11 protein-coding genes are annotated in these 12,364 nt (G+C 62.6%); 2 read left to right on the top strand and 9 right to left on the bottom strand.

Going from position 1 to position 12,364, the window contains the following annotated elements; all coding sequences use genetic code 11:
• Positions 1 to 233 precede the first annotated feature (233 nt).
• Positions 234 to 2,360 (bottom strand): methylmalonyl-CoA mutase, encoded by a 2,127-nt coding sequence (gene scpA / locus VWZ87_RS12935; protein WP_416535118.1) that lies wholly within the window; start codon positions 2,358 to 2,360, stop codon positions 234 to 236.
• Complete coding sequence (locus VWZ87_RS12930) at positions 2,323 to 3,258, bottom strand: hypothetical protein (RefSeq protein ID WP_416535117.1); 936 nt, start codon at positions 3,256 to 3,258, stop codon at positions 2,323 to 2,325. The genes scpA and VWZ87_RS12930 overlap by 38 nt, the downstream gene beginning before the upstream one ends.
• A 202-nt stretch (positions 3,259 to 3,460) precedes the next feature.
• Here VWZ87_RS12930 and VWZ87_RS12925 point away from each other — a divergent pair, with 202 nt between their 5' ends.
• Positions 3,461 to 4,063 carry a DUF4174 domain-containing protein gene (locus VWZ87_RS12925; RefSeq protein ID WP_416535116.1) on the top strand — a complete coding sequence of 201 codons (603 nt, stop codon included), beginning with the start codon at positions 3,461 to 3,463 and terminating at the stop codon, positions 4,061 to 4,063.
• A gap of 97 nt (positions 4,064 to 4,160) precedes the next feature.
• On the opposite strand, the gene VWZ87_RS12920 is transcribed toward VWZ87_RS12925, so the two are convergent.
• The 7 genes from VWZ87_RS12920 to VWZ87_RS12890 form a co-directional block, all read right to left on the bottom strand.
• Positions 4,161 to 4,685 (bottom strand): hypothetical protein, encoded by a 525-nt coding sequence (locus tag VWZ87_RS12920; protein ID WP_340546335.1) that lies wholly within the window; start codon positions 4,683 to 4,685, stop codon positions 4,161 to 4,163.
• Between the two features lie 9 nt (positions 4,686 to 4,694).
• The gene (locus VWZ87_RS12915; RefSeq protein WP_340546033.1) at positions 4,695 to 6,740 is read right to left on the bottom strand and encodes an acetyl/propionyl/methylcrotonyl-CoA carboxylase subunit alpha; all 2,046 of its coding nucleotides are present in this window, start codon (positions 6,738 to 6,740) and stop codon (positions 4,695 to 4,697) included.
• Positions 6,741 to 6,967: 227 nt separating this feature from the next.
• The gene (locus tag VWZ87_RS12910; protein WP_340546034.1) at positions 6,968 to 7,171 is read right to left on the bottom strand and encodes a hypothetical protein; all 204 of its coding nucleotides are present in this window, start codon (positions 7,169 to 7,171) and stop codon (positions 6,968 to 6,970) included.
• 552 nt (positions 7,172 to 7,723) lie between these two features.
• Complete coding sequence (locus tag VWZ87_RS12905; protein ID WP_416535115.1) at positions 7,724 to 8,080, bottom strand: hypothetical protein; 357 nt, start codon at positions 8,078 to 8,080, stop codon at positions 7,724 to 7,726.
• A 69-nt stretch (positions 8,081 to 8,149) separates the two neighbouring features.
• Positions 8,150 to 8,290, bottom strand: a complete 141-nt coding sequence (locus tag VWZ87_RS12900; RefSeq protein WP_416535114.1) for a hypothetical protein — start codon at positions 8,288 to 8,290, stop codon at positions 8,150 to 8,152.
• A gap of 283 nt (positions 8,291 to 8,573) precedes the next feature.
• Positions 8,574 to 8,969, bottom strand: coding sequence for a DUF6497 family protein (locus VWZ87_RS12895; RefSeq protein WP_260104883.1), 396 nt, complete (start codon positions 8,967 to 8,969; stop codon positions 8,574 to 8,576).
• A gap of 404 nt (positions 8,970 to 9,373) precedes the next feature.
• Positions 9,374 to 10,906 carry an acyl-CoA carboxylase subunit beta gene (locus VWZ87_RS12890; protein WP_416535113.1) on the bottom strand — a complete coding sequence of 511 codons (1,533 nt, stop codon included), beginning with the start codon at positions 10,904 to 10,906 and terminating at the stop codon, positions 9,374 to 9,376.
• Positions 10,907 to 11,123: 217 nt separating this feature from the next.
• Between VWZ87_RS12890 and VWZ87_RS12885 the strand changes: the two genes are divergently transcribed.
• Positions 11,124 to 12,353, top strand: a complete 1,230-nt coding sequence (locus VWZ87_RS12885) for a M10 family metallopeptidase (RefSeq protein ID WP_416535112.1) — start codon at positions 11,124 to 11,126, stop codon at positions 12,351 to 12,353.
• Positions 12,354 to 12,364 lie beyond the last annotated feature (11 nt).

Raw genomic sequence — 12,364 nt, 5'->3', positions numbered from 1 at the left:
CGGCGGCGTCACAGACGCCCCCGCTCCCGTTGGGCATGGCATCGCGCATCGCGCGATGTCGGCAGCCAGCCGGATAGGCTGGCTGCCGCGCCCAAGGCCGCAAGGGGGGATTTGCCCATCGGGCAAAGGCCCCCGCGGGCGCGGGAGCGCTTATGAGCATGGGCAAGGCGGTCAGGCCGCAGCGCCGCCCTTGCCGGGCCGCAAATGCCGGCGGACCTGATCAGCCGCGCCGGTTACCCACCCTGGCGGATCAGCTTCAGGATGTCCTGCGCCGCTTCGGGAATATTGGTGCCGGGGCCAAAGATCGCCTTGACGCCATTGTCATAGAGGAACTGGTAATCCTGCTGCGGGATCACCCCGCCACAGATCACGATGATATCCTCGGCGCCCTGCGCCTTCAGCTCCTGCACCAGCTGCGGGGCCAGCGTCTTGTGCCCTGCGGCCTGCGACGAAATCCCGACCACATGGACGTCATTGTCGATGGCGTCCTGCGCGGCCTCTTCCGGGGTCTGGAACAGCGGGCCGACGTCAACGTCAAAGCCGATATCGGCAAAGGCGGTGGCGATCACCTTGGCCCCCCGGTCGTGACCGTCCTGCCCCATCTTGACCACCAGAAGACGCGGGCGACGGCCCTCTGCCTCGGCAAAGTCTTCGATGGATTTCTGAATGGCGGCAAAGCCTTCGTCGCCCTCATAGGCGGCGCCATAGACACCGGCCAGGGTCTTGACCTCGGCGCTGTGACGGCCGAATTCCTTTTCCATTGCCATGGAGATCTCTCCGACTGAGGCCCGCGCGCGGGCGGCTTCGACGGCGGCGGCCAGAAGGTTGCCACCTTCCTTTGCGACGCGGGTCAGATTGTCCAGCGCGGCCTCGCAGGCGGCGCTGTCGCGGCTGGCGCGGATCTGTTCCAGCCGGGCGATCTGGCTGTCGCGCACCTTGACGTTGTCGACATCCAGAATGTCGATCGGATCTTCCTTTTCCTTGCGGTATTTGTTGACACCGACGATCACCTCTTCGCCCCGGTCGATCATCGCCTGACGACGGGCCGCGCTTTCCTCGATGCGCAGTTTCGGCATGCCGGAGGCCACGGCCTTGGTCATGCCGCCCATCTCCTCGACCTCCTCCATCAGCGCCCAGGCTTTCTCGATCAGCTCATTGGTGAGGCTTTCGACATAGTAGGAGCCAGCCAGCGGATCGACCACATTGGTGACGCCGGTTTCCTCCTGCAGCACCAGCTGGGTGTTGCGGGCGATGCGGGCAGAGAAATCGGTGGGCAGCGCGATGGCCTCGTCCAGCGCGTTGGTGTGCAGCGACTGCGTGCCGCCAAGCACCGCCGACATCGCCTCATAGGCGGTGCGGATCACGTTGTTGTAGGGATCCTGCTCCTGCAAGGACACGCCCGAGGTCTGGCAATGGGTGCGCAGCATCTTGGAGCGGTCGGATTTGGCGCCAAAGTCCGTCATCACCCGGTGCCAAAGCGTGCGGGCGGCGCGCAGTTTGGCGATTTCCATGAAGAAATTCATGCCAATCGCAAAGAAGAAGCTCAGGCGGCCTGCGAATTTGTCAACATCCATGCCTGCCTCAATCGCGGCGCGGACATATTCGCGACCGTCCGCCAGCGTATAGGCCAGCTCCTGCACCAGATTGGCGCCGGCTTCCTGCATGTGATAGCCGGAAATGGAGATGGAATTGAATTTCGGCATCTCGTTCGAGGTATATTCGATGATGTCCGAGATGATCCGCATCGAGGGTTCCGGCGGATAGATATAGGTGTTGCGGACCATGAACTCCTTCAGGATATCGTTCTGAATGGTGCCTGCCAGCAGCGCCTTGTCATGGCCCTGCTCTTCGCCCGCGACGATAAAGCTGGCCAGGATCGGGATCACCGCGCCGTTCATCGTCATCGAGACCGAGACCTGATCCAGCGGGATGCCATCAAACAGGATTTTCATATCCTCAACGCTGTCGATGGCCACACCGGCCTTGCCGACATCGCCCATCACGCGGGGGTGGTCGCTGTCATAGCCGCGGTGGGTGGCAAGGTCGAAGGCCACCGAAACGCCCTGCTGCCCGGCCGCGAGGTTGCGGCGGTAGAAAGCGTTGGATTCCTCAGCCGTGGAGAAGCCCGCATATTGGCGGATGGTCCAGGGGCGGCCTGCGTACATCGTGGCCTTCACGCCCCGGGTAAAGGGTCCAAAGCCGGGCAGCGTGCCCATATGAGGCAGATCCTTGCTGTCGGCCTCAGTATAAAGCGGTTTTACATCAATGCCTTCCAGCGTATTCCAGGTCAGCGCGTCCAGCGGGCGTCCGCGCAGCTCTTTTTCAGCCAGAGCCCGCCAATCGTCGGTTTTGGTCGTCATCGGAAGTTCCTCTTGTCAGGTCGTATGAGGGCGGGTTCGAGCCCACCGCATGTTTGTCAGGGTCACGCATCAGCTCTGCCAGACCGTCCGCGCCGCCTTGCAGCCACATCAGATCATCGGCGTAGCGCTCGCGCAGCGCTGCGGATTGAATGTCGGAAAACGGGGTCCAGCGGCCCTCGCCGCGTGGCAGGTCGCGGGCGACGGCTGCCGACAGGCGATGCCGCAGGGTCGGCAGCCCGTCTGAGCGGTTGAGTCGATCCGAACAGGTGAACCGCGCCAGCCGCGTCCCGGTCAGCAGCGCCATCTGCACCTCGGGCCGGTCGCCATAGGTTTCATAGGGCAGCACCCGGATGCGGGCATTGGGCATGGCGCAGGCAATATCGGTGATCACATCGCGCCAGCTGCGCGGATGGGCGGCGATCCGCCCCAGCAGCGCGGCCGAGGGCAACGGGTGGCCATTGGTCACCATCCGGGTCAGCAGCGAGGTCCAGAACCGCTCCGGGCTGCGCAGGTTCAGCATCACATCGCGCACCTGCCCGTCAAAGGCGGCATCGAACCGCGCCATACGCACGCCGATGCTGCCATATAGCTGGCTCTGTTGCAGCAGGTCATTGGGACTGCCCATCATATTGGCGTCGCTGATCAGCAGCCGCGTGCTGCCGCTGGCGGCCTCGGTCGCGAGGCGCAGGCGCAGACGACCACGGGCGCGGGTTGCCAGGTCACGGCCTGTTACCGGGGCCGGGCCGGGATGGATGCCGTGGAACAGCCCGTCGCGGGTCTGGGCCGGTCCCCAGACCGCCAGCCCGTCACGGCGCAGCGCCGTTTCATGATGGGCAAGAAAGCCCTGAAAATATCCCGTAGCGCAGCGATGTGCGCCGATGTGCAGCATGATATCCATAGCCGGTCCCGTCCCGTTGGTGGCGCCGCGCGAGGCGGACAGCCCGGTTTGCAGAGGCCGGGAGGATGACATGGGCAGGCTGACAATAGGGTTAACGGCGGCTTTGGCCCCGAAGTGCGGGGTGGATTTTTTTGCCCGGCAAGCCGGATTGCCCATCGCAATTGGCGGGGCGGAGCATATATTCATCGCTACAGGAGAGCCGATGAAACAGTTGTTTGTCTTTGGAAAAACCCGATTTTGGCCCGCAGTCCCAGCTGCGGGCGCCGCGTTGGCGCTGCTGCTGGCGCTGCCCGGCCCGGCCATGGCGCAGGAGCCTGCAACAACCGAGGCCGCAGATGACGCGCGCGGTGAGACCGCAACGATGATGGTCGAAGGCACCGATCCCGCCAGCGCCGCGCAGGAGCTGCCGCAGACCGCAGAAAACCTGGCGCAGGATCCGATCACCCAGCTGATCCGCGCCGGTGACAGCGTCGATCTGGACAGTCTCCTGTGGGTATACCGCCCCATCGTGGTCTTTGCCGACAGCCCTGCCGATCCGCGGTTCCACGAGCAGATGGAGCGGCTGACCGACGGCGCCGAGGCGCTGCTGGATCGCGATGTCATCGTGCTGACCGATACCGATCCAAGCGTGACGTCTGCGCTGCGCAAAACACTGCGGCCGCGCGGGTTCATGCTGGTTCTGATCGGCAAGGACGGCGGCGTCAAACTGCGCAAGCCGCAGCCCTGGACCGTGCGCGAGCTGAGCCGGACGATCGACAAATTCCCCGACCGGCTGCGCGAGGTGAAGGAACGGCGCGGCAGCTGAGCCGCCGCCGATGCACCGCGCCCCGCACCCGCGCGATGAAACGCGCCGGGATCCGGGGCCGCGTCCCGCAGCGGCTGGGTGGCAGATCGCAGGCCCATCACACCGCCCCGCCCTGCGCGTAGAACAGACGCCTGTTGGTGCGGTCCACCACCGCCATGAACCGGGCGCGTGGCTCATAGATCAACACCGATGTCGGATCGAGCAGCGCGATCAGATAGGCGCGGCTCACCTCCTCCAGCATGCAGTCCTTGCCGACGATCCCGGCGGCAAAGATGCCATTGCCGCGCCCCTGATCCATCGTCATCACCTGAACCGAAACCATATTGGGCGACAGTCCGGGCACCTCAAAGGCGACGGGTTTGTCGTCATCGAGATGACGCAGCCCCGCCCGGACCGACCGTGCCTTGGTCAGCAGCGATGAAATCCGGGTGGCCTTGATTTCGAACACGCCTGCGGCGCAGTTGCGGCGGGAGAAGTAATACTGTGTCTCCCCCAGCTGCACCCAGTCGCCGACGGCGGCACGGGCCGCCGCCTCATCTTGCATGGCACAGCCCGCCAGCCCCGAAAGGACCAGCGCCAGACAGGCGACACGCGCCAGTTTGCGATATGGCTGCACCAACATCATCTGGTGTTATTCGAATTCCATGATCACTTCGTCAACGGCGAGGCTGTCACCGGCGGCGGCGTTGATCATGCTGACGACGCCTTTCCGCTCGGCGCGCAGGATGTTCTCCATCTTCATCGCCTCGATGGTGCAGAGCGCCTGACCTTCCTGAACCTCGTCGCCGACTTCAACCTCCAGTTTCACCACCAGACCCGGCATCGGGCAGAGCAGCAGTTTGGAGGTGTCGGGGGCGACTTTCTCGGGCATCAGCTTGGCCAGTTCCGCCTGTCGTGGCGTGCGCACATGAACCTTCAGATCGGCCCCGCGCGAGCGGATGCGGAACCCGCCGGAGATCTTGCCGACCTTCACCACCAGAGCATCACCGCCAACCGTCAGCCGGGCGAGCTGATCGCCGGGGGTCCAGTCCGAGGTGACGCGCAGGGTGCTGCCATCGTCAAACCGCACGGTGGAGCCGTCGCGGTCAGCGTCGATGATGACGTTGAAATCCATACCCTGAAGCGAGACCACCCAGTCGCTGCCGACCTTGCGTTCGTGGTTGTCCATCCGGCCCGACACGCGGGTACGGCGGATTTCGGCAACCCGGTGCATGGCGGCAGAAGCGGCGGCGATCTTGCGCAGATCCTGCTCCGGCAGCTCCACCCCGACGAACCCTTCGGGATATTGCTCCTCGATAAAGGCGGTGGTCATGGTGCCCGCGATAAAGATCGGGTGATCCATCACCGCGCTGAGGAACGGCAGGTTGTGACCGATGCCTTCAACCTCGAAGCCGTCAAGCGCATCGCGCATGGCGGCAATCGCCGCCTCGCGTGTCGGCCCCCAAGTGCAGAGCTTGGCGATCATCGGGTCATAATACATCGAGATCTCGCCGCCCTCAAAGACGCCGGTGTCATTGCGCACGGCGAGTTCGCCCGCAGGGGCGTCGCCCTGCCATTTGCCGCTGTCATGCAGCGGGCCTGCGGCGACTTCGGCGGGCGGACGATAGCGGGTCAGGCGACCGATAGAGGGCAGGAAACCCCGATAGGGATCTTCGGCATAGAGGCGGTTTTCGATGGCCCAGCCGTTCAGTTTGACGTCATTCTGGGTGATCGACAGCGGCTCACCGCCGGCAATACGGATCATCTGTTCGACCAGATCAACACCGGTGATCAGTTCGGTGACCGGGTGTTCGACCTGAAGGCGGGTGTTCATTTCCAGGAAGTAGAAATTCTTGTCGCCATCGACGATGAATTCCACCGTACCAGCAGAGGCGTAGCCCACCGCCTTGGCCAGGGCGACGGCCTGTTCGCCCATGGCGCGGCGGGTGTCCTCATCGAGGAAGGGCGACGGCGCCTCTTCGACGACTTTCTGGTTGCGGCGCTGGATCGAGCATTCGCGCTCCCCCAGATAAATGCCATTGCCATGGCCGTCGCAGAGCACCTGAATTTCGATATGGCGCGGCTGGGTGACGAATTTCTCGATGAAGATCCGGTCGTCGCCAAAGGAGTTCGCCGCCTCGTTCTTGGAGGATTGGAACCCTTCGCGGGCCTCCTCATCGGACCAGGCGATCCGCATCCCCTTGCCACCACCACCGGCAGAGGCCTTGATCATCACCGGATAGCCGATCTCGTTGGAGATTTTCACCGCCTCGTCAGCGTCGGCAATCAGGCCCATGTAGCCGGGCACGGTGGAGACGCCAGCCTCCTGCGCGATCTTCTTCGAGGTGATCTTGTCACCCATGCTTTCGATGGCGCCCACCGGCGGGCCGACAAAGGCGACGCCTTCGGCGGCCAGCGCCTCGGCGAATTTGGCGTTTTCCGACAGGAAGCCATAGCCCGGATGCACCGCCTGCGCACCGGTTGCACGGATCGCCTCCATCACCTTGTCGATGACGATATAGGACTGGTTGGCGGGCGGCGGGCCGATGTGGACAGCTTCATCAGCCATTTCGACATGCAGGGCCTGCTTGTCGGCGTCCGAGTAGATGGCAACGGTCTTGATGCCCATCTTGCGGGCGGTCTTGATGACCCGGCAGGCGATTTCGCCCCGGTTGGCAATCAGGATCTTTTCAAACATTGGCTGTCCCTTGTCTTCGGTGGGTGACGGAGCCCTGCCCCGTCACGGTCTTGGCTTCGTCAGAACACAAAAAAGGCCGCGCCGGAGGGGTCTCCGGGTGCGGCCTTTGTGCGGTGATATATATGTGGCGCGCGGCCACCGCCCCTGCGACGAGGCGGTCAGACGGCGTTGCTGTCAGGGCATGGCTGCGGCGATACAGGCGCGTGCCTGCGGCGCCACCGGCAGGCCTAGCACTTGCGCGGATTTTCCTTGCAGTAGATGACGTTGGCCGCAGCACCAACAGCGGCACCTGTGACCAGGTTGCCGTTGAGCAGCGCCGAGCCGACGGCACCGGCACCGGCACCGTAAACAACCTGTTCGCCGGTGGTGTCGCCACAGGCCGCAAGCGCGGTGCAGAGGCCAAAAGCCGCAAGAATGAGTTTTGCCTGCATTGGAATGATCCTTCGTTTTGTGATCCAAGCTCTGCGCAACTGTTCGCAGCACGGTCCAGAGCAAACAAGGATTTCTGTTGCGGATCAGGGGAATGCGCAGAAGCCTGCCAAACACTGGGGGGCAATTGGCAAGCTTCCGCCTTTGCATCCAAGGAAAAAATGGGCAGGCCGCGATTGGGGGGGCAAACCTGCCCTTCCAGGCGAAGGGGCTGGATCAGATGCACGACAGGCTGACCTGTCACGACCAGAGTGCACAGCCCGCGCCACAGAAACATCCCCTGAGTTGCAAAACACGCCAATTTGGCGAGAAGTTGCGCAAACCGGGATCTGCCCTGCAGGATTACGCCGAAATCGGCCCGGAATGCCCGGCTCGCGCCGCATATAGTGTCACCGCCCCGCGATCTGACCCTCCCTGCGGCCGGGTTTGCCGCGGGGCTCGTCACATCGCGCAGGGTCAAGAGATTCGCCGGGGCCCGATCACAGCCACTGCGCGGCGGTCGCGCGAGGCGACGACAGCTCTGCACAGCGATATGGTCGGGCCCGGCAAACATCTCAGCGCGCGCTCCCGTCGAAGACTTCGGGAAAGGACAGCTGGGCAACATCGACATTGATGACCAGCAGCGCCTCATAGCTTTCGGGATCAAACGGGTCTTCGGCCGGGATCACCTCGCGGCCGAACAGCCAGCTCAGACGACCTGCATCCAGATTACCACGTTCAAAGGGCTGATCGCCAAAGCAGTCCCACAGCGCCTGCATGAAGCCCGCATCGGCGCGCCGGTCTGCCGGGCGACGGTCGCGGAACCGTTCGCGACGGGTGATCGGCGTAACCCCCTTGGGGTTGGGACGGCGGATGACGAATTGAAAATCGGTGCCCGGCAGACGGCCGGGGAAACCGCGGTGTTTTAGCATGATGGTGCCTCCGATCCGGCACCCCGCGGGACGGTAGAGTCCGGCCGCAGGGCCGGACCCCTGTCGTGATTACTTGTATTTGCCGGTGTAAACGGGCTCAGCCGAAATCGGCTCGGGCTCGACAACGACGTATTCTTCTTCCTGCTGTGCGCAGGCTGCGGCGGCTGCAAGCAGGCCCACCAGGGCAACGAGTTTGATGCTCTTGGACATTTCTGTCTCCCAATTGTGTCTTTGAAACCTGCGCGGGCCACGGCCGGCGCCTGCCTCATCCTCAAATAACAGATCACGCTCATGTGATCTGACGAGAGAGTAGCGGAGATGCGCGGGGTTTCACATCCCAAAGCCGGATCCGACGACACTTCGGCGGGCAAAGCTGCAAAAAAGCGCCAGTTTTCAGCCTGCATCGGCGTTTTTGTGACACCGGGGGACACCAGAACCGGCGGCAGCTGCCGGGCTGTAGTGGCCCGCAGCCCGCGGGGCAGACAACAGATCATCAGAATGCCTCCCAGATGCAGCTGTCACCCTCGGGGCGGTAGCTTTCAAAGAACTGTGTCGCCGCCGCATCCGCCGCCCCAAAGGGCACTTCGCGGTCCGACAGCGAGATCACCACCCGGACCGGCTCCAGCCCATGCTGGTGCAGATAGGCCAGAACCAGGGTCTGGCACAGGTGATCCATATCCGGGGCGGCCTGTTCATAGCTGATCAGCGCCGCGTCGCGGGCAATCTGTGGCGCAAGAAAGCGAAAGCGCACCCAAAGCTCGCCGGTGCTGTCGTCCAGAAGAACCTCATGCAGATCGACCTCCTGCCCCGATGGCAGATCAATCGGCAGCGATCCGGCCTGCGCAGCCGCGCCAAGGGCAAGCAGAACCGAGACTCCGGAGGCCGTCATGGCAGATTTAATGACAGGCCCAATACCGCAGCCCCGACCCCAAAAACGATGGGCTCCTCCTGTCGGGGCTGCAGGCGCTGCACACGCGGTGCGCGCTGTCCGATATGAGCTGGCGCGGATCATGTGTCAGATTCGGTTCCGGTGTCAAACAAAGATACAAATGTGGGCGCAAACATCTGAGATTGTTCAAATTGATCGCATTTTGCGAACAATCCACCCGATATGCCGGCGATTGGTTCCAGCCCGCTGATTTCCAACAGGCTTTTGCCATCGGGGTGGCGGCAGATCGCGGCATAGGCAGGCGCTGACATCTGAGTTGTATCCTCATCGCCCCTCGCAACCAAGGCGATATTTACCTTTGGCCGCAAGGGTCTGGGTCAGGAAATCCGGAACGGGTCCGGGTGTTACAGCGGGATATTGTCGTGTTTTTTCCACGGGTTTTTGAGCTGCTTGCCCCGCAGCGACGCAAAGGCACGGCTGACGCGTTTGCGGGTGGATTGCGGCATGATCACCTCGTCGATGAAGCCGCGTTCCGCCGCCACAAAGGGATTGGCAAAGCGTTCTTCGTAATCCTTTGTGTGCTCGGCAATCTTGTCGGCATCCGCCAGATCAGCGCGGTGGATGATTTCGGTCGCACCCTTGGCCCCCATCACGGCGATCTCCGCCGTCGGCCAGGCGTAGTTGAAATCGCCACGCAGATGTTTGGAGGCCATCACGTCATAGGCGCCGCCATAGGCCTTGCGGGTGATCACGGTAACCTTCGGCACCGTCGCCTCGCCATAGGCAAACAGCAGCTTTGCCCCATGTTTGATGACGCCGCCATATTCCTGGCTGGTCCCCGGCAGGAAGCCCGGCACATCAACCAGCGTCAGGATCGGGATCTCGAAACAGTCGCAGAAGCGCACGAACCGCGCCGCCTTGCGGCTGGAATCGATATCGAGACAGCCCGCCAGAACCATCGGCTGGTTGGCAACAACACCCACGGTCTGCCCTTCAAGGCGGATAAAGCCGGTGATGATGTTCTTAGCGAAATCTTCCTGAATTTCGTAGAAATCCCCCTCGTCCGCGACTTTGTGAATCAGCTCCTTCATGTCGTAGGGCGTGTTGGGATTCTCTGGAATCAGCGTATCGAGCGAGGCTTCGACGCGGCCCGGCTCATCAAAGAAGGGGCGAACCGGCGGTTTTTCGCGATTGTTCAGTGGCAGGAAGTCGACCAGCCGGCGGACCTCCGCCAAGGCTTCGACGTCGTTTTCAAAGGCGCCATCAGCCACCGAGGACTTCTTTGTGTGGGTCGAGGCGCCGCCCAGTTCCTCGGCGGTGACGACCTCGTTGGTGACGGTCTTCACCACATCGGGGCCGGTCACGAACATGTAGGATGTGTCCTTCACCATGAAGATGAAATCGGTCATCGCGGGCGAGTAGACCGCGCCGCCGGCACAGGGGCCCATGATGACGGAAATCTGCGGCACCACGCCCGAAGCCATGATGTTGCGCTGGAACACCTCGGCGTAGCCCGCAAGCGAGGCGACACCTTCCTGAATACGGGCGCCACCGGAATCGTTGATGCCAATGACCGGCGCGCCATTCTGCACCGCCATATCCATGATCTTGCAGATCTTTTGCGCGTGGGTTTCCGACAGAGAGCCGCCGAACACCGTGAAATCCTGGCTGAAGACATAGACCATCCGGCCATTGATGGTGCCCCAACCGGTAACCACGCCATCGCCCGCCGGGCGCTGTTTTTCCATGCCGAAATCGGTGCAGCGATGCGCCACGAACATGTCGAATTCTTCGAAACTGCCCTCGTCCAACAGCAGCTCGATCCGCTCGCGCGCGGTCAGTTTACCGCGCCCATGCTGAGCGTCGATCCGCTTTTGTCCGCCCCCCAGTCGCGCTGCGTTGCGACGGTCTTCCAGCTCGGAAAGGATATCTTTCATGGCCATGCCCCCTGTTGAATTTCAGGCGACCATAGACGCTGCACAGGAGAAGCCAAAGTCAATAATGGCAAATTTGCAAAGCATTTGCGTAACAGATGCGCTAATTTGCAAACAGGCACAGAACCGCGCAGAAACCGCCGAAGCGGCGGGTGTTCTTGATGTGCTGACCGATGTGCTCGTATCACCGGGGCCGAGCAACGGAGACGGACCACCCCCCATGTTACACCCTTCCCAGATCATACAGGCCATGCAGTTCGACGGGTTCTACACCCGCAATCCGATCAACACGGATAACGCCCCCCGGCTGACCATCACCTATCAATTCGCGGGCAGCTCCGCGCCCGGCGATCTGCCGACCGGCAGCACATATTCCGGCTGGCAGAGTTTCAGCGCCGCGGAACGGGCTGCCTTTGCCGAGGCGTTCGACCATATCGAAACCTTCCTGAACGTCGATTTTGTCGAGGTGCGGGGCGCGGCTGATCCCGACCTGAACCTCGGCTCCGTCACCATCCCCGGCAGCACGGTCGGGATCGGCGGCTACAGCATGAGCTTTCGCGGCAGTGATATCAGCAGCTGGGACGGCTATGCGGTTTTTGACAACACCCTGGATATGTCACAGGACAACCGTGAAAGCCTCATCCTGCATGAACTGGGACATGCTCTTGGTCTTCAGCACACCCATGATTCAAGCCTGCCCGAAGGCTATGACAGCAACCTCTATTCGGTGATGTCCTACCGCGAGAACCCGCTGAACGGGCAGGACAGCGATGCGATGATGCTGTTTGACGTGCTGGCGCTGCAGGACATCTGGGGTGCCGTCGATTACAACACCGGCAACTCTACCTATCGCGGATCGCGCACCGACACCGTGGATGTGATCTGGGACACCGGTGGCCGCGACACCTTCAACGCCAGCGACCGCAGCACGGCGGTGACACTGGATCTGCGCGAGATGCATTTCTCAAGCTTTGACACCGAAAGCGATGTGACAATAGCCCATGGCGTCAACATCGAGAACGCCATCGGCGGGCGAGGCCGGGATTTGCTCATCGGTAATGACGCCAACAACCGGCTGGTCGGCGGCGGCGGACGGGACACCCTGCGCGGCGATGGCGGCAATGATGCCTTGAACGGCAACAGCGGGATTGACCTGCTCATCGGTGGCGGCGGCAATGACCGCCTGAACGGCGCCGGCGGCAATGATCGTCTGGTGGGCAACAGCGGCGCCGATATCTTCATCTTTGCCCGCAATGGCGGCAATGACACCATCCGCGACTTTCAGGACGACATCGACACGCTGCGCATCGTCGGCCACGGCAGCAGAGCCGAGGTGCTCGCCCGCGCCAGCGAGGTGGGCGACGATCTATACTTCGACCTTGATGGCAACAACAGCATCACGCTGCGCAATATGACCCTGGATCAGATCAGCGACGATCTGCTGGTCTGAGGCTGCGCATT

It is taken from the genome of Phaeobacter sp. JH20_37, assembly GCF_048056015.1.
GTDB lineage: Bacteria > Pseudomonadota > Alphaproteobacteria > Rhodobacterales > Rhodobacteraceae > Phaeobacter > Phaeobacter bryozoorum.
Note: the sequence above shows the minus strand (reverse complement) of the source record. Positions and strands in the feature narration are given on the sequence as shown.